The 23,437-nt window shown below is 71.4% G+C and carries 23 protein-coding genes and 1 tRNA gene; 16 read left to right on the top strand and 8 right to left on the bottom strand.

The window, feature by feature from the left end; genetic code table 11:
- Positions 1 to 54 precede the first annotated feature (54 nt).
- Together HD594_RS11835 and HD594_RS11830 are read right to left on the bottom strand one after the other, a co-directional pair.
- Positions 55 to 714 (bottom strand): pentapeptide repeat-containing protein, encoded by a 660-nt coding sequence (locus HD594_RS11835; RefSeq protein WP_184751145.1) that lies wholly within the window; start codon positions 712 to 714, stop codon positions 55 to 57.
- A gap of 9 nt (positions 715 to 723) precedes the next feature.
- Positions 724 to 1,992 carry an MFS transporter gene (locus HD594_RS11830; RefSeq protein ID WP_184751144.1) on the bottom strand — a complete coding sequence of 423 codons (1,269 nt, stop codon included), beginning with the start codon at positions 1,990 to 1,992 and terminating at the stop codon, positions 724 to 726.
- Between the two features lie 349 nt (positions 1,993 to 2,341).
- On the opposite strand from HD594_RS11830, the gene ileS reads away from it, so the two are divergent.
- The 4 genes from ileS to ndk are packed head-to-tail and all read left to right on the top strand — an operon-like array spanning position 2,342 to position 7,899.
- Positions 2,342 to 5,728 carry an isoleucine--tRNA ligase gene (gene ileS, locus HD594_RS11825; RefSeq protein WP_184751143.1) on the top strand — a complete coding sequence of 1,129 codons (3,387 nt, stop codon included), beginning with the start codon at positions 2,342 to 2,344 and terminating at the stop codon, positions 5,726 to 5,728.
- On the top strand, positions 5,725 to 7,083 hold the full coding sequence (locus HD594_RS11820; protein ID WP_184751142.1) for a bifunctional folylpolyglutamate synthase/dihydrofolate synthase: 1,359 nt from the start codon (positions 5,725 to 5,727) through the stop codon (positions 7,081 to 7,083). The genes ileS and HD594_RS11820 overlap by 4 nt, the downstream gene beginning before the upstream one ends.
- Positions 7,080 to 7,481 (top strand): DUF4233 domain-containing protein, encoded by a 402-nt coding sequence (locus HD594_RS11815; protein ID WP_184751141.1) that lies wholly within the window; start codon positions 7,080 to 7,082, stop codon positions 7,479 to 7,481. The genes HD594_RS11820 and HD594_RS11815 overlap by 4 nt, the downstream gene beginning before the upstream one ends.
- 1 nt (position 7,482) lies before the next feature.
- Positions 7,483 to 7,899, top strand: a complete 417-nt coding sequence (ndk, locus tag HD594_RS11810; RefSeq protein WP_184751140.1) for a nucleoside-diphosphate kinase — start codon at positions 7,483 to 7,485, stop codon at positions 7,897 to 7,899.
- A 63-nt stretch (positions 7,900 to 7,962) separates the two neighbouring features.
- Here ndk and HD594_RS11805 read toward each other — a convergent pair whose 3' ends face one another.
- Positions 7,963 to 8,580: a vitamin K epoxide reductase family protein gene (locus HD594_RS11805; RefSeq protein WP_184751139.1), complete on the bottom strand. Its 618-nt coding sequence runs from the start codon at positions 8,578 to 8,580 to the stop codon at positions 7,963 to 7,965.
- A gap of 300 nt (positions 8,581 to 8,880) precedes the next feature.
- On the opposite strand from HD594_RS11805, the gene HD594_RS11800 reads away from it, so the two are divergent.
- Positions 8,881 to 11,412, top strand: coding sequence for an Rne/Rng family ribonuclease (locus HD594_RS11800; protein ID WP_221446615.1), 2,532 nt, complete (start codon positions 8,881 to 8,883; stop codon positions 11,410 to 11,412).
- Positions 11,413 to 11,417: 5 nt separating this feature from the next.
- Here HD594_RS11800 and HD594_RS11795 read toward each other — a convergent pair whose 3' ends face one another.
- On the bottom strand, positions 11,418 to 11,702 hold the full coding sequence (locus tag HD594_RS11795; RefSeq protein ID WP_184751138.1) for a DUF4031 domain-containing protein: 285 nt from the start codon (positions 11,700 to 11,702) through the stop codon (positions 11,418 to 11,420).
- A 237-nt stretch (positions 11,703 to 11,939) separates the two neighbouring features.
- Between HD594_RS11795 and rplU the strand changes: the two genes are divergently transcribed.
- The 11 genes from rplU (at position 11,940) to HD594_RS11740 (ending at position 20,023) form a co-directional block, all read left to right on the top strand.
- Positions 11,940 to 12,248: a 50S ribosomal protein L21 gene (gene rplU, locus HD594_RS11790; RefSeq protein WP_184751137.1), complete on the top strand. Its 309-nt coding sequence runs from the start codon at positions 11,940 to 11,942 to the stop codon at positions 12,246 to 12,248.
- A gap of 18 nt (positions 12,249 to 12,266) precedes the next feature.
- On the top strand, positions 12,267 to 12,524 hold the full coding sequence (gene rpmA, locus HD594_RS11785) for a 50S ribosomal protein L27 (protein WP_184751136.1): 258 nt from the start codon (positions 12,267 to 12,269) through the stop codon (positions 12,522 to 12,524).
- A 108-nt stretch (positions 12,525 to 12,632) separates the two neighbouring features.
- Complete coding sequence (obgE, locus tag HD594_RS11780; protein WP_184751135.1) at positions 12,633 to 14,144, top strand: GTPase ObgE; 1,512 nt, start codon at positions 12,633 to 12,635, stop codon at positions 14,142 to 14,144.
- Positions 14,141 to 14,983, top strand: a complete 843-nt coding sequence (gene proB, locus HD594_RS11775; RefSeq protein ID WP_184751134.1) for a glutamate 5-kinase — start codon at positions 14,141 to 14,143, stop codon at positions 14,981 to 14,983. Before obgE ends, proB begins: the two co-directional genes overlap by 4 nt.
- The gene (locus HD594_RS11770; protein ID WP_184751133.1) at positions 14,980 to 16,239 is read left to right on the top strand and encodes a glutamate-5-semialdehyde dehydrogenase; all 1,260 of its coding nucleotides are present in this window, start codon (positions 14,980 to 14,982) and stop codon (positions 16,237 to 16,239) included. Before proB ends, HD594_RS11770 begins: the two co-directional genes overlap by 4 nt.
- Before the next feature lie 54 nt (positions 16,240 to 16,293).
- On the top strand, positions 16,294 to 16,518 hold the full coding sequence (locus tag HD594_RS11765) for a hypothetical protein (protein ID WP_184751132.1): 225 nt from the start codon (positions 16,294 to 16,296) through the stop codon (positions 16,516 to 16,518).
- A gap of 8 nt (positions 16,519 to 16,526) precedes the next feature.
- Positions 16,527 to 17,123 carry a nicotinate-nucleotide adenylyltransferase gene (gene nadD / locus HD594_RS11760; RefSeq protein WP_184751131.1) on the top strand — a complete coding sequence of 199 codons (597 nt, stop codon included), beginning with the start codon at positions 16,527 to 16,529 and terminating at the stop codon, positions 17,121 to 17,123.
- The gene (locus tag HD594_RS11755) at positions 17,120 to 18,169 is read left to right on the top strand and encodes a hypothetical protein (RefSeq protein WP_184751130.1); all 1,050 of its coding nucleotides are present in this window, start codon (positions 17,120 to 17,122) and stop codon (positions 18,167 to 18,169) included. Before nadD ends, HD594_RS11755 begins: the two co-directional genes overlap by 4 nt.
- A complete protein-coding gene (gene rsfS, locus HD594_RS11750) occupies positions 18,166 to 18,543 on the top strand; it encodes a ribosome silencing factor (RefSeq protein ID WP_184751129.1) in 378 nt (125 codons plus the stop codon). Before HD594_RS11755 ends, rsfS begins: the two co-directional genes overlap by 4 nt.
- Positions 18,544 to 18,630: 87 nt before the next feature.
- Positions 18,631 to 18,703 (top strand) — tRNA-Ala (locus tag HD594_RS11745).
- A 114-nt stretch (positions 18,704 to 18,817) separates the two neighbouring features.
- Complete coding sequence (locus HD594_RS11740) at positions 18,818 to 20,023, top strand: glycoside hydrolase family 3 N-terminal domain-containing protein (RefSeq protein WP_184751128.1); 1,206 nt, start codon at positions 18,818 to 18,820, stop codon at positions 20,021 to 20,023.
- Here the strand turns inward: HD594_RS11740 and HD594_RS11735 are convergent, their stop codons facing one another.
- The 4 genes from HD594_RS11735 to HD594_RS11720 are packed head-to-tail and all read right to left on the bottom strand — an operon-like array spanning position 20,024 to position 23,398.
- Positions 20,024 to 20,899, bottom strand: a complete 876-nt coding sequence (locus HD594_RS11735) for a 3-methyladenine DNA glycosylase (protein ID WP_373877197.1) — start codon at positions 20,897 to 20,899, stop codon at positions 20,024 to 20,026.
- Between the two features lie 33 nt (positions 20,900 to 20,932).
- The gene (locus HD594_RS11730; RefSeq protein ID WP_184751127.1) at positions 20,933 to 21,646 is read right to left on the bottom strand and encodes an SOS response-associated peptidase; all 714 of its coding nucleotides are present in this window, start codon (positions 21,644 to 21,646) and stop codon (positions 20,933 to 20,935) included.
- A gap of 31 nt (positions 21,647 to 21,677) precedes the next feature.
- A complete protein-coding gene (locus HD594_RS11725; RefSeq protein ID WP_184751126.1) occupies positions 21,678 to 22,712 on the bottom strand; it encodes an App1 family protein in 1,035 nt (344 codons plus the stop codon).
- 5 nt (positions 22,713 to 22,717) lie between these two features.
- Complete coding sequence (locus HD594_RS11720; protein ID WP_184751125.1) at positions 22,718 to 23,398, bottom strand: DedA family protein; 681 nt, start codon at positions 23,396 to 23,398, stop codon at positions 22,718 to 22,720.
- Between the last annotated feature and the right edge of the window lie 39 nt (positions 23,399 to 23,437).

Below are 23,437 nucleotides of genomic sequence, written 5' to 3'. Positions count from 1 at the left end.
ATTGTACCGGCCTCGACCTCGGAGCCCGGTGAACGGCCGGTGACCGCCGGCTGTTCAGTCCTGGATGCGGATGCCGAGCCCCGCGGCCAGGGCCGCCGCGATCCGCTCGACCTGGTCGCCAGACATCGTCGCGGCGCGCAGCCCCGTCACATCGAGGTACGCGAGCGCCTCGAGGCCGCGCAGATCGAGATCCGTGCTGCGCAGGTCGCGGGTGTCGACCTCGTCGGCGCGCGTCGACGCGAAGGCGACGCGCGTGAGCCGTGCCGCGGGCAGGTCGAGCGCGCCGATCGTGCAGTCCGCGATGACGAGGTCCTCGACGCGGGCGCCCGCGAGCGAGAGGTAGTCGATGCGGACGCCGCGCAGCTCGACCTCGTCCAGCTCGGCGTCGGAGAGGTCGAGGGTGCCGATCCGGCCGCCCTCGACGCGCACGCGCCGCCACCGGGCGCCGCGAGCACGCACGGCCGGCATCCGGACGGCTCGCAGGTCGACGTCGATGAGCGTCGCGTCCGTCAGCACGAGCTCGTCGGCGCTCACCTCGTCGAACACGCACGCCTCGATCGTGGCGCGGGGTGCCTCGATCACGTCCGCCGGCCCGGTCCAGCGGACGTCCTGCGCATCCGCCCCCGCGGTCGGGGCCTCGCCCGCGTCGAGCACCGACGGCAGATCGGGCGGCGACACGCGGGGCGGCGCCGGGGACGGGTTCGCGCGGGCCATGCGCCGAGCCTACGCGGCGGCGGGTTCGCGCTCGTTCTCGGGCTCCGGGGACACCGTCGCCGCCGCCAGGCGCGCCGCGGCCCACGAGGCGACCAGCGTGATGCCCGACAGGATCGCCAGCACGATGCCCGGGTGCCACCACGCGAAGCCGGTCGCCGTGCCCAGGAGCGCCGTGACGAGGGGCACGAAGCCGCTGACCGTCGCGGCGACCGCGTACGAGATCGACAGGGCCGAGTAGCGCACGTGGTCGGGGAACAGGTCGTTCATGAGGCCGCCGAGGGCCGCCCACGACATCGTCGGGAGGATGCCGCCGACGATCATCGTGCCGACCAGGATCGGGAACGTGGCGAACTGCAGCAGGAAGTACATCGGGAACGCGATCAGGAGGGTTCCGAGCGCGCCCCACAGCACGACGCGCGCCGAGCCGATGCGCGTGGCCCACGCCCCGAACAGCGGCACCGTGATCAGCTGGAGGAGCCCCCCGATCGTGGTGGCCACCAGCAGGTCCTGGAAGCTGAAGCCGAGCTGCGAGACGCCGTAGTTGACCGTGTACGTGTTCATCAGGGAGTACGACCCGATCCCGAGCAGGGCCGCGCCGATCGCCACGGCCACCGTGACGGGACGCTCGTGGAACAGTGCGAGGAACGGGATGCGGTCGCGGCGGCGCTCGGCGACGACCGACTCGAACACGGGCGTCTCGGTGATCGACCAGCGCAGGTACAGCGAGACCGCGAGCAGGGGCAGCGCCAGCAGGAACGGGATGCGCCAGCCCCACGCCGCGAGCTCCGCGGCCGGGAGCCAGAGGGTCATGACGATGAACAGCGTCGCCGACAGGATCGAGCCGACGGGGGAGCCGAGCTGCGGGATCGCGGCGTAGAACGCGCGCTTGACCGGCCCCGAGTGCTCGGTCGCGATCAGGATCGACCCGCCCCACTCGCCCCCGAGCGACAGGCCCTGGACGATGCGCAGCGCCACCAGCAGAACGGCTCCGAGCCAGCCGGCCTGCGCGTAGGTGGGCAGGAGTCCGATGAGCCCGGTCGCGATGCCCATGATCGCGATCGTCCACAGCAGCGTCGTGCGGCGGCCGAGTCGGTCGCCCATGTGGCCGAACAGCACGGCGCCGATGGGGCGGACGACGAACGCGAGCGCGATGGTCGAGAACGCCAGCAGCGTGCCGCCGACCTCGCCCAGCGGCTCGAAGAAGAGCGGGCCGACGAAGTAGGCCGAGAAGTAGGCGAAGACGTAGAAGTCGAAGGACTCCAGCGACGTCCCGACCATGGACGCCCAGGCGACGCGAGGGGCGGGGGATGTCGATCGTGTGGTGGGGATGGCGGCAGACACGAGGGACAATCCTGGCACGAGTCCAGAAAGTCCGGCGAATCGAGGCGGGTCCCGAGTCGCCGCGACCGGTAGAATCGACGCACACGCATCGATCCGGCCATCACCGGGGAGCACTCGGAAGAACACCGCGCGGCCCGCCGCACGGTCACTAGAACCGAGCGGGGCAGGCCCGTCACAGCCGCAGTGAGAGAGGCGGCACCCGGAACGGGGTCCGCAAGCAGGGTGGTACCGCGATCCGCGAGGGTCGTCCCGGCAGACGAGCACAATCGAGCATCTGCGAGACGACATGACCTATCCCCGCCCCACCGCCGGAGCCTCCTTCGGCGCGGCCGCCGTCGTTCCGAGCCCGCGCTTCCCCCAGATCGAGCGCGAGACGCTGTCGTTCTGGAAGGACGACGACACCTTCCAGGCGTCGATCGACAACCGCGACGGCGCCGACGAGTGGGTCTTCTACGACGGCCCCCCGTTCGCCAACGGACTGCCCCACTACGGCCACCTGCTGACCGGCTACGCCAAGGACGTCTTTCCGCGCTTCCAGACGATGCGCGGCAGGAAGGTCGACCGCGTGTTCGGCTGGGATACGCACGGCCTGCCCGCCGAACTCGAGGCGATGAAGCAGCTCGGCATCACCGAGAAGGGCGAGATCGAGCAGATGGGCCTGTCGGCGTTCAACGCCAAGGCCCGCGAGTCGGTGCTCGCCTACACGCGCGAGTGGGTCGAGTACGTCACGCGTCAGGCGCGGTGGGTCGATTTCGACAACGGCTACAAGACCCTCGACCTCGGCTACATGGAGTCGGTCCTGTGGGCGTTCAAGACCCTGTGGGACAAGGACCTCGCCTACGAGGGCCACCGCGTCCTGCCGTACTGCTGGCGCGACGAGACGCCGCTGTCCACGCACGAGCTGCGGATGGACGACGACGTCTACAAGATGCGCCAGGACCCGTCGGTCACGGTCACCTTCCCGCTCGTCGGCGCCAAGGCCGAGGCGCTCGGCCTGACGGGCGTGCGCGCCCTCGCGTGGACGACGACCCCGTGGACGCTGCCGACGAACCTCGCCCTCGCGGTCGGCCCCGACATCCGCTACGTCGTGGTCCCCGGCGGTCCCGCGGGCGCCGCCGACGTCCACCACGCCCCCGACGGCACGTCGGACGACCCGGTCGAGGCGGCATCGCACCGCTACCTGCTCGCCGAGGACCTGCTCGCCGGCTACGCCAAGGATCTCGGCTACGCCTCGGCCGACGAGGCGCGCGAGGCCGTCGAGCACACGGTGCTGGGCGCCGAGCTCGCCGACGTCTCCTACGACCGCCTCTTCGACTACTACGCGGATGCCGAGACGTGGGGCACGCACGACGCGTGGCGGATCCTCGTCGACGACTACGTCTCGACCGGCGACGGCACGGGCATCGTCCACCAGGCTCCCGCCTACGGTGAGGACGACAAGCGCCTGAGCGATGCCGCCGGCATCCCGACGATCCTCTCGCTCGACGAAGGCGGCCGGTTCCTGCCGCAGGTCGCCGATGTCGCCGGGCAGCTGTGGATGGACGCCAACACGCCCCTCGTGCGGCTGCTGCGCCAGAACGGGCGCCTGCTGCGCCTGGCCAGCTACGAGCACTCGTACCCGCACTGCTGGCGCTGCCGGAACCCGCTCATCTACAAGGCCGTCTCGAGCTGGTTCATCCGGGTGACCGACATCAAGGACCGGATGCTCGCGAACAACGAGCAGATCACGTGGGTGCCCGACAACGTCAAGCACGGGCAGTTCGGCAAGTGGCTCGAGGGCGCCCGCGACTGGTCGATCAGCCGCAACCGCTACTGGGGGTCGCCGATCCCGGTGTGGAAGAGCGACGACCCCGAGTTCCCCCGCGTCGACGCGTACGGCTCGCTCGAGGACCTCGAGCGGGACTTCGGCACGCTGCCGCGCAACGAGCAGGGCGAGGTCGACCTGCACCGCCCGTACATCGACGAGCTCACGCGACCGAACCCCGACGACCCGAGCGGGAACAGCACCATGCGCCGCATCGAGGACGTCTTCGACGTGTGGTTCGACTCGGGCTCGATGCCCTACGCCCAGGTGCACTACCCGTTCGAGAACCAGGAATGGTTCGACGAGCACGCTCCGGCGGACTTCATCGTCGAGTACATCGGTCAGACGCGCGGCTGGTTCTACGTCATGCACGTGCTCTCGACGGCGCTGTTCGACCGCCCGGCGTTCACCGGCGTGTCGTGCCACGGCATCGTGCTCGGCAGCGACGGGCAGAAGATGTCGAAGTCGCTGCAGAACTACCCGGACGTCACCGAGGTGTTCGACCGCGACGGCTCCGACGCGATGCGCTGGTTCCTCATGTCGAGCTCGGTGCTGCGCGGCGGGAACCTCATCGTGACCGAAGAGGGGATCCGCGCGGGCGTTCGCGAGTTCATGCTGCCGCTGTGGAACGCGTGGTACTTCTTCGCCACGTACGCCAACGCGGCCGGCGGTCCCGCGGGTGCCGACTACGAGGCGACGTGGCGCACCGACTCCACGGACGTGCTCGACCGCTACATCCTCGCTCTCACCGGCGACCTCGTCCGCGACGTCGCCGTCGACCTCGAAGGCCTGGACTCGACGTCCGCGGCCGAGAAGCTGCGCGACTTCGCCGAGGCGCTCACGAACTGGTACATCCGGCGTTCTCGCGACCGGTTCTGGGTGGGCGTGAACGAGGCGGATGCGGCCTCCACCGAGGCCTTCGACACGCTCTACACGGTCCTCGAGACGCTGTGCCGCGTGGCGGCGCCGCTCATCCCGCTGGTCTCCGAGCGGGTGTGGCAGGGCCTGACGGGCGGCCGCAGCGTGCACCTGGCCGACTGGCCCGACGCCGACGTCTTCCCGGCCGCCGCCGACATCCGCGTGGCGATGGACGCCGTCCGCGAGGTGTCGTCGGTCGCCAACGCGCTGCGCAAGAAGGAGGGCAAGCGCGTGCGGCTGCCGCTGGCGCGCCTCACGGTCGTGCTGCCGGAGGCCGCCTCGCTCGCGCAGTTCGACGACATCGTCCGAGACGAACTCAACGTCAAGGCGGTCGAGCTGGTGGAGCTGGGCGAGACCACGGCGGCCGAGTACGGCATCACGCACCGCCTGTCGGTCAACGCGCGCGCGGCGGGGCCCCGCCTGGGCAAGCAGGTGCAGCAGGTGATCCGCGCCGCCAAGGAGGGCGACTGGAGCGAGGACGCCGGCGTCGTCACCGCCGGAGGCATCGCGCTCGAGCCCGCGGAGTACGAGCTCGCGCTGGAGACGTCCGGTCGCCCCGAGGGCGAGGCGCTGGCGCTGCTCCCCGCGGGCGGATTCGTGCTGCTGGACACCGCCACGACGCCGGAGCTGGAAGCCGAGGGGCTCGCGCGCGATGTCATCCGCGCCGTGCAGGACACCCGCAAGGGCGCCGGCTTCGACGTGAGCGACCGCATCCGCCTCTCACTGACGTTCTCGGACGCCGCCGACGCGGCCGCCGTGGCGTCGGCGTTCGAGGCCGCCGACGTGGCGGGCGAGACGCTCGCCCGCGAGTTCTGCGTCCAGGGACCGCTCGGCGTGCTCCTCGGCGCCGACGTCGACGGCGCCGAGCACACCGCGGTCGTCGCCAAGGGCACGTACGCCAACGCCGGCGACGTCACCGTCGCCGTCGCCCGGATCGAGGTGGGCGCATGAGCGACCGTGACACCGCGCGCGCGGACGCCGTCTACGCCGAGCTCCTGCAGCGCCAGGGCGAGCAGTGGGTGCAGCCGCGCGTCGAGCGCACAGCGCGCCTGCTGGAGTTCCTCGACGATCCGCAGCGCACGTACCGCGTCATCCACGTCACCGGCACCAACGGCAAGACCTCCACGAGCCGGATCATCGAGAGCCTCGTGCGCGCGCACGGCCTGCGGACGGGCCTGTTCACCAGCCCCCACCTCGAGCGGTTCACCGAGCGGATCATGATCGACGGCGAGCCGATCGCCGACGTCGCCGTCGCCGACGCCTGGGATGAGATCGCGCCGTTCGTCGAGATCGTCGACGCCGAGCTCGCCGCGGCGGGCGACGCGTCCCTGACGTTCTTCGAACTGCTCACCGCACTCGCCTTCGTCGCGTTCGCGGACGCGCCGATCGACGTGCTCGTGCTCGAGGTCGGCATGGGCGGCTCGTGGGACTCGACGAACACCGCCGACGGCGATGTGGCGGTCTTCGCGCCCATCGCGCTGGACCACCGCGACCGCCTCGGCGACACGATCGCCGAGATCGCCGGCGTGAAGTCCGGGATCATCAAGGACGGCGCGGCCGTCGTCTCGGCCCGGCAGGATCCCGCCGCCGAGGTGGTGCTCCGCGAGGCGGCCGAGCGCCGAGGCGCGACCGTCGCCTTCGAGGGCGAGGCGTTCCGCCTGGCCGAGCAGCGCCTCGCCGTGGGCGGTCAGCTCGTCACGATCGCGGGTCTCGCGGGGACGTACACCGACGAGTACCTGCCGCTGTACGGCGAGCATCAGGGCTTCAACGCCGCCCTCGCGATCGCGGCCGTCGAATCGCTCCTCGGCGGCGCGTCGCAGCCGATCACCGGCGACATCCTCGCCGAGGGCTTCGGGCAGGTCACCTCGCCGGGCCGTATGCAGCTGATCGGCGCGGCGCCGACCGTGATCGTCGACGCCGCGCACAACCCGCACGGCGCACGGGCTCTCGTGGGAGCGCTGCGATCGTCGTTCGACTTCGGCGAGTGGGGCGTCGTGCTCGGCATCCTCGGAGACAAGGACGCGCCCGGGATCGTGGACGAGCTCGTGCCGCTGGCGACCCACGTGTTCGCCACGACGCCGGACTCGGATCGCGCGGCATCCGCCGACGCCGTCGCCGACCTCGTCGAGGCGCGCGGCGGACGCGTGACCGTCCACGACGACCTGCAGGGCGCCGCGGACGCGGCGCGCGAATGGGCCGCGGCCTCCGACCGTCGCGCCGTCGTCATCGCCGGATCGGTCGTGCTGGCGGGCGAGGCGGTCGTCCTGGCCGCCGCCGAGGACTGGAAGTCGGGGTGGGAGCGATGAGCGACGCCGCTGCGCCCCGACGGCGACGGCAGCGCGGCGCGCGCGAGTCGCTCGCCTCGATCGTGCTCGCCTTCGAGTCGGTCATCGCCTTCCTCGGAGGCCTCACCGTGTACGGCCTGCGCGCGCTCCCCGACGGGATCGAACCGTGGTGGGGCATCGTCGCCGGCGCCGTGGTCGGCGCCGCCATGATCATCGTGAGCGGCCTCGTCCGGCACACGTGGGGGATCGTCCTCGGGTGGGTCCTGCAGGCGCTGGTGGCGCTCGGCGGCTTCTTCGTCCCGGCCCTGTTCCTGGTCGCGATCGTGTTCGGCGGCATGTATGCGTATGCGACGATCAAGGGGGCTTCGCTGGACCGACGGAACGCGCAGCTCGCCGCGGACAACCCGAATGGAGAATGACATGGCCATCGAAGAGACCCTCGTCCTGGTGAAGCCGGACGGCGTCGCGCGCGGACTGACCGGCGCGATCCTCGCGCGCATCGAGGCGAAGGGCTACTCGCTCGTCGATCTGCGTCTCGTCGAGCCCGACCGCGATCGCCTGGAGCGTCACTACGCCGAGCACGAGGGCAAGCCCTTCTACGAGCCGCTGCTCGAGTTCATGATGTCGGGCCCGTCGGTGGCCATCCGGCTCGCCGGCAATCGCGTCATCGAGGGCTTCCGCTCGCTCGCCGGCACCACCGACCCGACGACGGCGGCCCCCGGAACCATCCGCGGCGACCTCGGCCGCGACTGGGGCCTGAAGGTTCAGCAGAACCTCGTGCACGGCTCCGACAGCGTCGAGTCGGCCACCCGCGAACTCGAGATCTGGTTCGCCTGACGACACGAAGAGAACCGGCCCGGAGCGCACGAGCGCCCCGGGCCGGTTCTTTGCTGCCAGGGCTCAGCCCGCGATGCTGTTCCAGATGTTGACGATGGCGTCGAGCTGCACCTGGGCGATCAGCAGGATCGTCGCATAGCTGAGGATGGCCATCAGCGGGACCCACGCCATGAGCCGGTCGGCGACCGAGCGCACCGATGCGGGGACGGGCACCTGACCGCTGCGCAGCACATGGAGCGTCACGGCGTAGAAGGACGGGATCGTGACCGCCCACGTCACCATGCACCACGGGCACAGCGTGCCGAGGTTGAAGATGCTCTGGTAGATGAGCCAGCACACGAAGCCGAAGGCGAAGAGGAACCCGCCCCAGAAGAACCACCAGAACCACGGGGCGAATCGGGCGCGCGCCAGGATCGCGAAGCCGACGACGAGGGGCGCCATCCAGCCGGCGAGGCCGAGGACGGGATTCGGGAACCCGAACACGCTGCCCTGCCATGACTCGAGGTTCTTGCCGCACTGCACGAGGACGCTGAAGTCGCACGAGGCGGTCGCCGTGGGGTCGGCGAGCAGCACGAACTTCTCGACGGTGAGTTCGAAGGCGGCGAACCATCCGATCACCCCCGCGATGATCAGCCAGACGGCGAGCGCGATGGGTCGGGTGTGGGATCGGGACGAGGGCATGCGTCCGATTCTTCCATCGCCGACGGCGTCCGAGGCCCCTGCGGCGGCCGGTGAACGACACCGATCGTGGCGCCACGGGCAATCGCCCGCCGAAAGTGCGATAATGGTCGCTGACCGGTGACGGCCGCGCCGCCACCGACCACCCAAGACTTTCGGGCGACGAGCGCCCGCGCAGGTCGGCCCCCCGCCGCATGAGCCGGGACCATCTGCAAACCGAGTGAGTTCGCGGCACCGCAGGTGCGGCGCCGCACGAGATTTCGCCGGGCGACGCGCGGTGCGCCCGCAGGGAGTAAGCCAGTGATGGCCGATGAGCACAATGACAACGACCACCCCGAGAACGCGACCCCGCTGGAGGCTCCCGCTGTAGCGGACGACGCCCCGCAGCAGGACGCTGCGCCGGCGGCAGAGGTCGCTCCTCCCGCGGACGCGGTCGTCACGGAGTCCGCTCCCGACACCGGGGCCGAGCAGCCGCACGCGGCCGAGCAGGCCGTCGTGCCGGACGAGGTCGCCGAGGCGCAGGCCGCGGACGCGGCGGAGACCGCCGAGCCGGCCGCCGCTTCCGCCGAGCCGGCCGCGCCGTCGGGCGACGAGGCCGCGGAGCAGACGGCCCAGGCGGCCGAGGCCGCGGAGCAGACCGCGCAGGCCGCCGAGGTCACGGGGCCGGCCGCGCCGTCCGCGGAGCACGGTGAGAAGCCCGCCGTGGCGGACGAGAAGGATTCCCCCGAGAGCGGGTCGCCCGCCGAGACCGAGACCGAGACCTCGCCTGCCACGGCTGCGAGCCTCGGACTCCTTCCCGAGGTGTTCGTGTCGCAGGTGTCGACGAGTCTGCACTTCTACGCGCCCGAGATCACGGTCCTGCCCGCGCGTCCGGGTGCCGCACGACCGTCCGAGGAGCAGGAGTCGTCCTCGGGATCCGGATCCGGATCGGGCTCGAGCTCGCGCCGGCGCGGACGTCGCCGCGGCGGATCGAACGCGGGGGAGCAGAGCGACAAGGGCGAGGGCCCGTCGCGCCAGCGCGCGGTCGAGGTCATCACCGAGCCGCAGCGCATCAAGGGCTCCACGCGACTCGAGGCGAAGAAGCAGCGTCGCCGCGACGGCCGCGAGGCGGGCCGGCGCCGAACGGTCGTGACCGAGGCCGAGTTCCTCGCGCGCCGCGAGGCGGTCGACCGCGTCATGGTGGTCCGCTCCAAGAACGGGCGCATCCAGATCGCCGTCCTCGAGGACAACGTCCTCGTCGAGCACTACGTCGCGCGCAGCCAGGAGGCCTCCCTCATCGGGAACGTCTACCTCGGTCGCGTGCAGAACGTCCTGCCGAGCATGGAGGCCGCGTTCGTCGACATCGGCCGCGGACGCAACGCCGTGCTGTACTCCGGTGAGGTCGACTGGGACGCCGCCGAGACCGGCAACCAGCCGCGTCGGATCGAACTGGCGCTCAAGAGCGGCGACAAGGTGCTCGTCCAGGTCACGAAGGACCCGGTGGGCCACAAGGGCGCGCGTCTGACCAGCCAGATCTCGCTTCCCGGCCGCTACCTGGTGTACGTGCCGAACGGTTCGATGAACGGGATCTCGCGCAAGCTCCCCGACACCGAGCGTGCACGGCTCAAGAAGATCCTCAAGGAGGTGCTCCCGGAGTCCAGCGGCACCATCGTGCGCACGGCCGCCGAGGGCGCCACCGAGGAGCAGCTGACCCGTGACGTGCAGCGTCTGACGACGCAGTGGGATCACATCGGCAAGCAGGTGCAGTCGATGCAGGCCCCTGCGCTGCTGCACTCCGAGCCCGACCTGCTGGTGAAGATCGTCCGCGACGTCTTCAACGAGGACTTCGCGAAGATGCTGATCCAGGGCGAGGACGCCCACCACACGATCACGAAGTACCTCGAGTCGGTCGCGCCCGACCTGCTCGACCGCGTCGAGGCCTACGAGGGCGACCACGACCCGTTCGACGAGTTCCGCATCACGGAGCAGATCGAGAAGGCGCTCGACCGCAAGGTGTGGCTGCCCTCGGGCGGATCACTCGTCATCGACCGCACCGAGGCGATGACGGTCATCGACGTCAACACCGGCAAGTTCGTCGGCTCGGGCGGCAACCTCGAAGAGACCGTCACGAAGAACAACCTCGAGGCGGCCGAGGAGATCGTCCGTCAGCTCCGCCTGCGCGACATCGGCGGCATCATCGTCGTGGACTTCATCGACATGGTGCTCGAGTCCAACCGGGACCTGGTGCTCCGGCGCCTCGTCGAATGCCTGAGCCGCGACCGCACCAAGCACCAGGTCGCCGAGGTCACCTCGCTCGGCCTGGTGCAGATGACGCGCAAGAAGCTCGGGCTCGGGCTGCTCGAGACCTTCAGCGAGCCCTGCGAGGTGTGTGCGGGGCGCGGCATCATCGTCCACCACGATCCCGTCGTGAAGCACCGTCCCTCCGGCGGGCAGTCCTCGCGCCGCAGCCGCGGATCGTCGAACCAGGCTCCCGCGCCCGCCAACGGCAACGGCGGCGGGACGCATGTGATCACCGAGGGCGTGAAGTCCGCCCTCGCCCAGATCGCCGCGTCGACGATCCACCACCACGACGAGGTCCCGGCCGACGAGCAGGCGGCCGTCGCCCCGGTCGAGGAGACGCCCGCGGAGCCGCGCAAGTCGGACCGGCCCAAGAAGCGCAAGAAGCGTCAGGAGAGCGCGCAGAAGGCGCCGAAGACCGAGACGGACCTGCTGCTGGACTCGGTTCTCAGCTCGCTCCCCGAGCCGAAGGCGCCGGGGCAGGGGCGCTCGCGCCGCCGTGTCACGACCGCCGCGCTCACGGGCACCCCCGTGCCTCCCACGACCGACGAGGACTGAGGTCCTCAGCGGCCCCGGAGGCCCGCGCGCCGCTCGCGCGCGGTCACGCGCAGGCCCGAGGCCAGAAGGCGTCTGACGAGCTCGTGCCCCGACACCGGCTGCGCGCCGGCTGCGATCAGCCGTTCGTAGGCGGTGTCGGGCACGTCGTAGTGGTCGAGGTCGAATCCTCGGCGGGGGATGCCGTTCGCCTCCGCGAACGCGTGCAGCTCGGCGAGGTCGCTGTCGCTGACCAGGTGCGACCACAGCCGGCCGTGCGCCGGCCAGCGCGCTTCGTCGATGAGGATCACCACGTGAGTGATCCTAGAACGACCGATGCGACACGCCGCCCGGACGCTTTTGCCTCTCGTCGCGGCATCCGGTAAACTCGACCTTTGGTGCGTCACGTGTCACAGGCCTGACCGTGTTCCGGCAAGCCCCGCAGCCCGCGGGTTGCATCCGCACCACAAGACTTCCCAGCCTCGCAAGAGCAGAGTCTCGCAAAGACAAACGGAGCCGTGCGCTCCTCCCCAGAAGAAACAAGGTGTGAAGTGGTTTACGCAGTTGTGCGCGCCGGCGGCCGTCAGGAGAAGGTCGAGGTCGGCTCGATCGTCGTCCTCGACCGCCAGCAGGCGAAGATCGGCGACAACATCGAGCTCCCCGCGGTGCTGCTCGTCGACGGCGACGCCGTGACGACCGACGCGGACAAGCTCGCGAAGGTCACCGTCACGGCCGAGGTCCTCGGTGAGGAGCGCGGCCCGAAGATCGTGATCCAGAAGTTCAAGAACAAGACCGGCTACAAGAAGCGCCAGGGCCACCGCCAGGACCTCACGCGCGTCAAGGTCACCGGCATCAAGTAAGCCAGGAGAGACGCAGAGATGGCACACAAGAAGGGCGCAAGCTCCACCCGCAACGGTCGTGACTCCAACGCACAGCGCCTCGGCGTCAAGCGCTTCGGTGGCGAGGTCGTCAACGCCGGCGAGATCATCGTCCGCCAGCGCGGCACCCACTTCCACCCGGGCGCGAACGTCGGCCGCGGTGGCGACGACACGCTGTTCGCCCTCGCGGCGGGCTCGGTCGAGTTCGGCACGAAGGGCGGCCGCAAGGTCGTCAACATCGTGGCGGCGGCGGAGTAATCCACGCAACTCACATAACTCTTCAGGAGGGGGCGGGCTTCGGCCCGCCCCTTCCCTTTACCCCAGGGCCCTTTACCCTGGGGATCACCCAGATCTGAGGGGGATCGAATGGTCACGTTCGTCGATCGCGTGACGCTCCACCTGCGCGCCGGCAAGGGGGGCAACGGCTGCGTGTCGGTCCGTCGCGAGAAGTTCAAGCCCCTGGCCGGCCCCGACGGCGGGAACGGCGGCAACGGCGGCGACATCGTCCTCGTGGCCGATCCCCAGGTGACGACCCTCCTGTCGTATCACCATTCGCCGCACCGCAACGCCGGCAACGGCGGCTTCGGCATGGGCGACAACCGGTCCGGTGCGGCGGGCGAGCCGATCGAGCTTCCGGTGCCGGTCGGCACCGTCGTGAAGGACGGCAGCGGCGACGTGCTCGTCGACATGATCCGCCCCGGCATGCGCTTCGTCGCCGCCCCGGGCGGCCAGGGCGGGCTCGGCAACGCCGCGCTGGCGTCGCCCAAGCGCAAGGCCCCCGGCTTCGCGCTGCTGGGGACGCCCGGCTGGGAGGGCGACGTCCTGCTGGAGCTGAAGACCGTCGCCGACGTGGCGCTCGTCGGATACCCCTCCGCCGGCAAGTCCAGCCTCATCGCCGCGGTCTCGGCGGCGCGCCCGAAGATCGCCGACTATCCGTTCACGACGCTGCACCCCAACCTCGGTGTCGTGCAGGCGGGCGAGGTCCGCTTCACGATCGCGGACGTTCCCGGCCTCATCGAGGGCGCGAGCGAGGGCAAGGGCCTGGGCCTGGAGTTCCTGCGGCACGTCGAACGCTGCACCGCCCTCGTGCACGTCCTCGACTGCGCCACGCTCGAGCCCGGTCGCGACCCGCTGTCGGACCTCGACGTCATCCTCGGCGAGCTGGAGGCCTACCCGGTGCCGGAGGGGCAGATCCCCCTCACCGAGCGGCCGACCCTGGTCGTCCTGAACAAGATCGACGTGCCCGAGGCCCGGGACCTGGCCGAACTCGTCCGCCCCGACCTGGAGGCGCGCGGATTCCGCGTGCTCGAGATCTCCACCGTGAGCCACGAGGGACTGCGCGAGCTGACCTTCGCCCTCGCCGGGATCGTGCAGACGCACCGCACCGCCACCGTCGAGGCCGCCGAGCCTGAGCGCATCGTCATCCGGCCCCAGGGTGCGGATCGGGAGTTCCAGGTGCGCGTCGAAGGCGGCACCTACGGGAACATCTACCGGATCCTCGGCGACAAGCCGGTTCGCTGGGTGCACCAGACCGACTTCCAGAACGACGAGGCCGTCGGATTCCTCGCCGATCGCCTGGAGCGGCTCGGCGTCGAGGACGAGCTCTTCCGCGCCGGCGCGACCCCGGGCGCCACGGTCGTGATCGGCGAGGGCGACGGGATCGTCTTCGACTGGCAGCCTGCGCTCACGTCCGCGGCCGAGCTCATGACGGCGCCGCGCGGAACCGATGCGCGGCTGGATCAGAACACGCGCCGCACGACGGCCGAGCGCCGCGAGCGCTACCACGACCGCATGGGCGCCAAGGCGGAGGCTCGTGCCGAGCTCGAAGCCGAGCGCATCGCCGAGCGCAGCGCGGCCGGCGATGGAGACGAGGAGTGAGCGCGCACACGCGGTCGGACATCCCGGCGGCGCGACGGGTCGTCGTCAAGGTCGGCTCGTCGTCCATCAGCGGCGACAACGCGTCGCGGATCGAATCGCTCGTCGAGGCGCTCGCGACCGCGCACGGGCGCGGCACGGAAGTGGTGCTCGTGTCGTCCGGCGCGATCGCGACCGGCATGCCGTTCCTCTCGCTGGACGAGCGTCCGAGCGACCTCGCGACGCAGCAGGCGGCGGCCGCCGTGGGGCAGAACGTGCTGGTCTACCGCTATCAGCAGGCCCTGCGCTCCTTTCACATCGTGGCCGGGCAGGTGCTGCTGACCGCCGGCGATCTCGAGAACCCCACCCACCGCTCGAACGCGCGACGCGCCATGGAGCGGCTCCTGGGCCTGCGGATCCTCCCGATCGTGAACGAGAACGACACGGTCGCGACCCACGAGATCCGCTTCGGCGACAACGACCGCCTCGCAGCCCTCGTGGCGACGCTGATCGGCGCCGACGCCCTGGTGCTGCTCAGCGACATCGAGTGCCTCTACACGCGCCCGCCGGACGAGCCCGGGGCCGTTCCGATCCCGCACGTGGCCTACGGCGACGACCTGCACGGGTTCGAGTTCGGCTCCGTGGTGGTCAACTCGGTCGGGACGGGCGGTGCGGCGACCAAGGTGTCGGCCGCGCGCCTCGCGGCCGCCGCCGGAACCGGAGTGCTCGTCACGAGCGCGGACCTCGTCCACCACGCCCTGGCCGGGTCCGAGATCGGCACATGGTTCGCGCCGAACCCCGAGCCGTCGGCGCCTCCGGCCACCGGGCCCGTCCGCACCGCCGCCGGTACACTGGGCGGATGATCACGACGGCGACGACCGCGCGCGAGCGCATGCAGCTCGCGAAGGACGCCTCCCGCAGCATCGGGCTGCTCGGCGACGAGGACAAGCGACGGGCGCTGCTGGCGATCGCGGACGCGATCGACGCCGCGTCGGACGACGTCGTCGCCGCGAACGCCGAGGATCTCGCGCGCGGCCGCACGACGGGCCTCTCGGACGCGCTGCTGGACCGACTGCGGCTCGACGCGCCGCGCGTCGCGGGGCTCGCGAGCGCGGTGCGCGATGTCGCGGCGCTGCCCGATCCGGTCGGGCGCGTCCTCGACGAACGCACGCTCGAGAACGGACTCCGGCTGACGAAGGTGGCGGTGCCGTTCGGCGTCATCGGCTCGATCTACGAGGCGCGGCCGAATGTCACGGTCGACATCGCGGCACTCGCGCTGCGCTCGGGCAACGCCGTGGTGCTGCGCGGGGGATCGGCCGCGGAGCGCACGAACGCGGCGCTGATCGAAGCGATGCGCGGCGCTCTGCGCACGCGCGGGATCGATCCCGAAGCGATCCAGACCGTCGACGAGTTCGGCCGTGCCGGAGCGCGTGAGCTGATGCAGGCGCGCGGACTGGTCGACGTCCTCGTGCCGCGCGGCAGCGCCCAGCTGATCGAGACCGTGGTGACCGAGTCCCTCGTCCCCGTCATCGAGACCGGAGCGGGCGTCGTGCACATCGTGCTCGCCGACTCCGCGCCCGTCGACCGGGCGTGCGCCATCGTGACGAACGCCAAGGCCCAGCGGCCGAGCGTGTGCAACGCGGTCGAGACGGTTCTCGTGGTGCGCTCGGCGGCCGAGCGCCTGGTCCGGCCGGTCGTCGAGGCGCTCCACGGAGCAGGCGTCACGGTGCACGGCGACGAGACCGTCGCCGCTCTCGCCGACGGTGTCGTGCCGGCGACCGAGGACGACTGGGCGACGGAGTACCTGAGCCTCGACATCGCGATCCGCGTCGTGGACGACCTCGACGAGGCGCTGGAGCACATCCGGCGGTATTCGACGCACCACACCGAGTCGATCATCACCGAAGACGCGGTCGAGGCCGAGCGCTTCCTCGCCGAGGTCGACTCGGCGGTCGTGATGGCCAACGCTTCGACGCGGTTCACCGACGGCGGCGAGTTCGGCTTCGGCGCCGAGGTCGGCATCTCGACGCAGAAGCTCCACGCGCGCGGGCCCATGGGCCTGGCCGAGCTCACCAGCACGAAGTGGCTCGCCCGGGGTGCCGGGCAGGTCCGCGCCTGACGCAATAGACTGAACCAGCGCCTCCGGCCGGAGGCGGACGGAAACGGAGTTGGAATGACCCTCGCCACGATCATCACCCTCGCTGCGGCCGAGACCGAGCACCACGGCAACGTCGCACTGGAGACCGTGGGATACGGCATCGTGGCGGTCGTCGCTTTCGCGGCCCTCGCACTGGTGACCCTCTCGTACCGCAACGTCGCCAACCGTCACGCCCACAAGGCGGACGCGTACGCGAAGGCGCACGCGAACGACATCGAGAAGGCAGGACACGGCCACTAGGCCGCTGCATGGCCGCGACGCGAGCCCCGAGGGTCGGGGTGATGGGTGGGACGTTCGATCCGATCCATCACGGACACCTCGTCGCGGCCAGTGAAGTCGCGCAGTCGTTCGATCTCGACGAAGTCGTGTTCGTCCCGACCGGCAAGCCGTGGCAGAAGGCGGACGTCTCGCCGAGCGAGGACCGCTATCTCATGACGGTCATCGCGACCGCCTCGAACCCCCGCTTCACCGTCAGCAGAGTGGACATCGACCGTCCCGGCGACACCTACACGATCGACACGCTGCGCGATCTCAAGCGTCGCAGACCCACCGCAGAGCTCTTCTTCATCACCGGTGCAGACGCCATAGCGCAAATTCTCAGTTGGAGAGACCATGATGAACTATGGGATCTCGCCCACTTCGTGGCCGTCTCACGCCCGGGCCACGTGCTCACCACCGAAGGCCTCCCGACCGAGGACGTGAGCCAACTCGAGATCCCCGCACTCGCGATCTCATCGACGGACTGTCGTGACCGTGTGGAACGGGGCCACCCGGTGTGGTACCTGGTTCCCGACGGGGTCGTGCAATACATTGCGAAGCATCACCTCTACCGGAGCAAGGAATGAACACACCCGAGCAGCCGGCGAGCCCTCCGCTCACGCGCAAACAGCTGCGTGAGCTGCGCAACACGGGGGCGACCCCCATCGTGTCGGCGGTCGCCACCGAGGAGCCCGCCGAACCAGAAGCCCCCGCCGCCGAGGCCGCCCCCGCGGCGACCCCGCCGGCAGTGCCCCCGGTGCCGCCCCTGCCGCGCGCGGCGTCCCCGGCGCCGATCGCCGAGCCTCCCGCCCCCGACTCGTCGGTCGATCTCGGCGTCGCGCCCCTCACGCGCCGGCAGGCGCGCCAGCAGGAGCGAATCCGCACCGCCTCGGTCCCGGTGATCACGCCCGAGGTCGCGGCCGCGCACACCGCGGCGAACGCGGCCCCTCCCGCGTCGCAGGCGCCCGCGGCCGAGCCCGCTGCGCCGGCCGTCGCCCCCGAGCAGCCGTTCGCCGTCGCCGAGGAGCCCGCGCCCGAAGCCCCGCCGCAGACCGAGCCGTTCACGGCCCTGGGCATCGGCGAGCCGTCGGAGCCGATCGTGCAGCCCCAGCAGCCTCAGCCGGAGCCGGCGGGCGAGCGGACCGTCAACCCGCGTCTGGGCTCGGCCCTGGCTGCGAGCGGAGCGGCCGCCGACGTGCCGCCGTCGTTCGATCAGCTGCTGTCGCCGTCGTCGTCGGGCTCGTCGAGCACGCCCAACGCGCTGATCCTGTCTCAGACCCCGAGTGCGGCGCCGCTGTCCGCCCCGGTGACCGCGGCCGGCGATGTCATCGTCACCGGCACGTTCAACCTGCCCGACGGCCTGGGCTCCACCGGTCACGCGACCGGCACCGCGGATGGCAAGGAGGTCGACGCGGTTCTCGTCGACGGCGAGATCCCCGCGCACTCGTCCCCGACCCCGATCGCGGCGAGTTCGGCCGTGAGCACGTCCAAGGCGGCCGGCGAGGTCATCAGCCCGCCGACGCCCGAGCAGGGCAGCCGCCTCATGATGGTGCTCGCCATCACGGCCGGCGTGCTGGCCCTCGCGCTCGTCGGCGTTCTCATCCTGGCGTTCGTCACGGGAGTGTTCTCGTGACGGCGAGCCCCCAGGGTCTCGAGATGCTCGACATCGCCGTCGCGGCGGCCGACGCGAAGGGCGGCGAAGACCTCGTCGCCCTGGACGTGTCGGAGCCGCTGCCGCTCGTCGACGTGTTCCTGGTCGTCACCGGACGCAGCGAGCGCAACGTGGCCGCGATCGCGGACGAGGTCGAGGACCGCCTGCTCGCGGCCGGGCACAAGCGCCTTCGCCGAGAGGGCCGCGAGGAGTCGCGCTGGATCCTGCTGGACTTCGGCGACCTCGTGGTGCACGTGTTCCACGAGCAGGAGCGCATGTACTACGGCCTGGAGCGGCTCTGGAAGGACTGCCCGACGGTGCCGTTCGAACTGCCTGCGCACACGTCCGCGGACTGACACGCGCGGGCACGGCGCCGATTCGGCGCGGTGCCCGTCATGTAGTAAGCTGATGGGGTTGCCCCGCGAGGGGTGAGAACAGAATACGGGCCTGTGGCGCAGCTGGTAGCGCACCTGCATGGCATGCAGGGGGTCAGGGGTTCGAGTCCCCTCAGGTCCACCCATCGTGAAGCGCCCCGATCCGTCGGGGCGCTTCGTCGTTTCCGCCCGTCGTTCCGGTCGAGCCCGACCGGCCCGTCCCCTGCGGGGCACGGCCGCCTAGGGTGGGAATGTGATGCCCCGCCGCCGAATGCTCGCCGCCGTGTCGGCGCTGACGGCCGTCGTCGGCCTGGCGGGCGGCGCAGCGGCGGGCCCCGCGCAGGCCGAGGCGACGCCCGCGCCCGTGGTGGACCCGGTCAGCGTCATCGCCGCGCCGCAGGGGAGCGTCGAAACGGATGCGGCCGCCGTCGTCGCGGCGATGAGCACCCGCGAGAAGGCCGCCGCCGTCGTCATGGGCCACATTCCGACCACCGACACGGCGGTGCTGCGGGACTACATGAAGAAGACCGGGATCGGCGGCTTCATCCTCATGGGTGCGAACGTGCCCGGGAGCGAGGCGGGGCTGCGCGCGGTCACGCGGGCCCTGACGCTGGATGACGCGCTGCCGCCCCTCATCGCGATCGACCAGGAGGGCGGCGACGTCTCACGCCTGGCGTGGGACTCGTTCGAGGCGGCGACCACGCTCAAGTCCGAGCCCGCAGAGCAGACCCGCTCCGCCTTCGCCGGGCGCGCCGCGCTGGTGCTCCGCGCCGGCATCGGCGTGAACTTCGGAATCGTCGCCGACGTCACCGCCGATCCGGGGTCGTTCATCTACCGCCGCGCGCTGGGCACGAGTCCTCAGGCGGGCGCGGACCGCGTCTCGGCCGCCGTGAGCGCGGAGACGGGCTCGGCACTGTCGACCCTCAAGCACTTCCCGGGGCACGGCGCCGCCCCCGGCGACTCCCACGCCGGCATTCCGTCGACGCCAATGGCGCGGTCGGCGTGGGCATCGGGCGACGCCGAGCCGTTCCGCGCGGGAATCGAGGCGGGTGCGCCGCTGCTGATGTTCGGGCACCTCGCATACACGGCGGTCGACGCCGAGCCGGCGTCCCTGTCGGCCGCGTGGCACCGCATCGCCCGCGAGGATCTCGGGTTCGACGGCGTCGCCATCACGGATGACCTGGGCATGCTCGAGGCATCGGGCATGGCGAAGTACGGCGATCCGGTCGCGAACGCCGTGGACGCCCTGGCGGCCGGCAACGACATGGTCCTCACCGTGCTGTACTCGAATGCCGAGACGGCGCCGCGCATCGTCGACGGCATCGTGGCGGCGGTCGAGGACGGCACGCTGCCGGCCTCCCGTCTCGACGAGGCGGCGACGCGGGTCATGACGCTGCGGCTCGGCCTCGCCGCGGCGGGCGCATCGCTGCTGCCGTGCGCGGACTGCGCTCCGGCGGGCTGATCACCCCGTGCCGGCGGCCGCGAGCAGTGCGGCGCGCAGCGGCCGCGCGCGCTCGGCGAACGCGCGCTGGCGGCGCACGTACTCGGACTTGCCGTCCGGTGTCTCGACGGCGATCGGGTCGTAGCCCCAGTCCCGCAGGTCGTAGGGAGAGGCCCGCATGTCGATCTCGCGGATGTCGCGCGCCAGCTCGAACGCATCCAGAAGCACGGAGCCGGGAACCACGGGCCCGAGCTTGACGGCCCACTTGTACAGGTCCATGCCCGCGTGCAGGCACCCCGGCTGCTCGGCGGCCGGCTGGTCCGCGCGCGTGAGACGGGTGCGATTGCGCGGCGCGGCGTCGGGCGTGAAGAACCGGAAGGCGTCGAAGTGGGTGCAGCGCAGGTCGTGCGCCTCGACGACGGCGTCGGTGCCGCCCTGACCGAGCCGGAGCGGGACGTCGTGGCGATGCTCGCGGTCGCGGTAGACCATCGCCCACTCGTGCAGTCCGAAGCATCCGAAGCCCGGCGTGCGCGACGCCGTCGCGCGCAGCAGCCGGGCGATCGCGTCCACCATCGCCGACCGCTCGCGCCGGAACGCGGCGGCGTCGACGACGAGGGACCGCGGCTGATCGCCGGGCGCGTACCACCGCCAGCCCGCGCGCTCCGTCGAGGACGCGTCGCGCAGCGCGACGGCCGCTCCCGGGTGCCAGCGCCGCAGGATCGCCGGCCTGTACGAGTAGTACGTGAACAGGAAGTCCTCGACCGGATGCCTCTCGCCGCGCGCCGCACGCAGGCGATGCCCGTGGGTGAGGGCGTCTGCGCGCTCGCGATGGGCTGCTTCGGCCGCGCGCCACTCATCCGCGTCGAGGGCGACGGGGGAGGCGATCACAGCGGGCACCGGTCGAGGATACGCGGCGCGGCTGGGAGGCGGTCAGGAGTCGACGGGCTCGATGAGCGACGGGTCGTTGTTGCGCACGTTGCCGACCGCTCGCGAGACCTCGTGGTGCGCGAGAGTGCCGGCCACCTCGGGGGCGGCGTCGATGGCGGCGTCGAGGACGTCGCGGACGTTGTCGGTCGTCGGATCCAGCCACGCATCCGCGTGGTCGGCGTCCATGAACAGCGGCATGCGGTCGTGGATCGAGCCGAGGTCGCCGATCGCGTCGCGCGTGAGGATCGTGAAGCTGAGCACCCAGCGCTGCGGATCCTCGTCGGCGCGCTGGGGGTCGCGCCACCATTCGTAGAGACCCCCGAACAGCAGCGGGGAGCCGTCCGCGGGGTGGATGTAGTGCGGGACCTTCTGCCCGTCGACCACGGTCCACTCGTAGTACCCGGAAGCCGGGACCACGGCGCGGCGCCTGTGCAGCGCCGATCGGAACATCGGCTTGTCCTCGAGCTCCTCCGAGCGCGCGTTGAACGCCCGCGCGCCGATGCGGGGATCCTTCGCCCACGGCGGGACGAGTCCCCACCGCGCCGACTCGAGGCGGCGGGTCGGGGGCTCGGTCTTGGCCGAGTCCAGGACGATCGCCGCGCGGTCGGTGGGAGCGACGTTGAAGGACGGCGACGGCAGGTCGTCGGCTTCGACGTCGACCCGCAGGACGCCGACGAGCTCCGAGCCGACCTGGGCCACGACGAAACGTCCGCACACGCCGCCAGCATAGGGCGTGGGTCCGACAGCGTCAGGTGGCGAGGATCCCGACGTCCTCGAGCCGGTCCAGGAGGCCCGCCCCGTCCGAGTCGGTCACCCACGGCACCGTCGCCGCGGTGTGGTCGTTCACGGCCGTGCGGCCGCCGGCGAGCACGGCCTCCGCGGGCGACAGGCGGCGGATGGCGACGCCGGCGACGTTGGCGGGGTGCTCGCTGGCGAACGTGGTGTACAGATCGTCGTCGTGCTGCCCGTCGTCGCCGACCAGAAGCCACGTGACGTCGGGGAACTCCCGGGCCAGGCGGCGCAGGTTCGTCGCCTTGTGGATCCGGCCGCTCCGGAACCACCGCTCGTGCGTGGGGCCCCAGTCGGTCAGCAGCATCGCGCCGGGAGGGAACAGGTGACGCCGCAGGAACCGGACGAGCGTCGGGGCGACGTTCCAGGCGCCCGTCGACAGGTAGACCACGGGACAGCCGGGGTTCTCGCGCACGATCCGCTCGAGCAGCACCGCCATTCCGGGAACCGGCTGCCGCGCGTGCTCGTTGACCACGAAGGAGTTCCAGGCGGCGAGGAGCGGGCGCGGCAGCGCCGTCACCATCACGGTGTCGTCGACGTCCGAGATGACTCCGAGGCGCTTGCCCGGGGGGACGACGAACGTGCGCGACACGACCTCGGCGCCGCCTTCGACGGACATCGTGAATGTCTGCCAGCCCGGCGCGAGCCGCGCGGGGAGGACCGCGTCGATCACGCCGCCGCGGTCGGCGACGACATCATGCGTGACACCGGCGATCGTCACCGACACCTGCGCGTATCCGATCGGGATCGCGGCGAAGCTGCGCCAGCCGCGCACGCCGGCGTACTCGCCGGAGCCGTTGCGACGGCGGGGCGGGACGATGAGGACGCGTCCGAGCACCCGGACCCAGTCGGCACCGGCGTACCCGGCGAAGGGCGTGATGGTGGGGACGAGTCCGCGCGCTCGCGCGCCGCGCTCGCGCCACGCATGGAAGTGCCGTTCCAGGCGGGCCAGCCACAGCACTTTCGGGGGTTCGGAGATGTCGGATTCGGGCATCCGTCTCAGTCTTTCATGTCCTCCGCGCGGCCCTGGCCCGGACGGTCCTGCGCATCGAAGTGCTTGCGCTCGATCCGCTCGATGACCTTCTTGGCCGCCCACACGAGCACGAGGAAGGCGATGATGACGCCCACGAAGATGTAGCCGGCGAAGTGGAGCCGGTCGGCGAGTTCGCGGTACGTCTCGGCCGCGGCCGCCGCCACCGACACGTAGACCGCCGCCCACAGCACGCACGCCGGCAGGGTCCATGCCAGGAATCGGCGGTAGCGATAGTGGCTCATGCCCACCGTGAGGGGGACCAGCGAGTGCAGCACGGGCAGGAAGCGCGACAGGAAGATCGCGATGCCGCCGCGACGCTCGAGGTAGCGCTCGGCGCGCAGCCACGTCGGCTCGCCGATCCGCCGGCCGAGCGCGGAGCGGCGGATGGCGGGGCCGAGCATCCGGCCGAGCCAGAAGCCGATCGACTCGCCGATCAGCGAGCCGACGACCACGACCGCGCCGAGCACGAAGCCTTCGAGGGGCGAGGCGACCGCGGTTCCCGCGACGATGACGATCGTGTCGCCGGGGACGATGAGCCCGATGAGCACGCTCGTCTCGAGCATCATGGCGATCCCCGCCAGGACGGTCCTCAGCACGGGGTCGACGCTCTGCACGGCGTCGAGCAGCCACGTGAGGATCTCGTTCACGTCACGAGCCTAGATCGCCCCGGCAGATCGTAGCCTGGG

Source organism: Microbacterium thalassium, assembly GCF_014208045.1.
GTDB classification, from domain to species: domain Bacteria; phylum Actinomycetota; class Actinomycetes; order Actinomycetales; family Microbacteriaceae; genus Microbacterium; species Microbacterium thalassium.
The sequence above is the reverse complement of the archived record's forward strand: the minus strand, read 5'-3'. Positions and strand labels throughout refer to the sequence as shown.

Coding starts and splice junctions, on each gene's coding strand:
- HD594_RS11835 (WP_184751145.1), bottom strand. CDS start 714: ATGGCCCGCGCGAACCCGTCCCCGGCGCCGCCCCGCGTGTCGCCGCCC.
- HD594_RS11830 (WP_184751144.1), bottom strand. CDS start 1,992: ATGGTCGGGACGTCGCTGGAGTCCTTCGACTTCTACGTCTTCGCCTAC.
- ileS (WP_184751143.1), top strand. CDS start 2,342: ATGACCTATCCCCGCCCCACCGCCGGAGCCTCCTTCGGCGCGGCCGCC.
- HD594_RS11820 (WP_184751142.1), top strand. CDS start 5,725: ATGAGCGACCGTGACACCGCGCGCGCGGACGCCGTCTACGCCGAGCTC.
- HD594_RS11815 (WP_184751141.1), top strand. CDS start 7,080: ATGAGCGACGCCGCTGCGCCCCGACGGCGACGGCAGCGCGGCGCGCGC.
- ndk (WP_184751140.1), top strand. CDS start 7,483: ATGGCCATCGAAGAGACCCTCGTCCTGGTGAAGCCGGACGGCGTCGCG.
- HD594_RS11805 (WP_184751139.1), bottom strand. CDS start 8,580: ATGCCCTCGTCCCGATCCCACACCCGACCCATCGCGCTCGCCGTCTGG.
- HD594_RS11800 (WP_221446615.1), top strand. CDS start 8,881: ATGGCCGATGAGCACAATGACAACGACCACCCCGAGAACGCGACCCCG.
- rpmA (WP_184751136.1), top strand. CDS start 12,267: ATGGCACACAAGAAGGGCGCAAGCTCCACCCGCAACGGTCGTGACTCC.
- obgE (WP_184751135.1), top strand. CDS start 12,633: ATGGTCACGTTCGTCGATCGCGTGACGCTCCACCTGCGCGCCGGCAAG.
- HD594_RS11770 (WP_184751133.1), top strand. CDS start 14,980: ATGATCACGACGGCGACGACCGCGCGCGAGCGCATGCAGCTCGCGAAG.
- HD594_RS11765 (WP_184751132.1), top strand. CDS start 16,294: ATGACCCTCGCCACGATCATCACCCTCGCTGCGGCCGAGACCGAGCAC.
- nadD (WP_184751131.1), top strand. CDS start 16,527: ATGGCCGCGACGCGAGCCCCGAGGGTCGGGGTGATGGGTGGGACGTTC.
- HD594_RS11755 (WP_184751130.1), top strand. CDS start 17,120: ATGAACACACCCGAGCAGCCGGCGAGCCCTCCGCTCACGCGCAAACAG.
- HD594_RS11740 (WP_184751128.1), top strand. CDS start 18,818: ATGCCCCGCCGCCGAATGCTCGCCGCCGTGTCGGCGCTGACGGCCGTC.
- HD594_RS11725 (WP_184751126.1), bottom strand. CDS start 22,712: ATGCCCGAATCCGACATCTCCGAACCCCCGAAAGTGCTGTGGCTGGCC.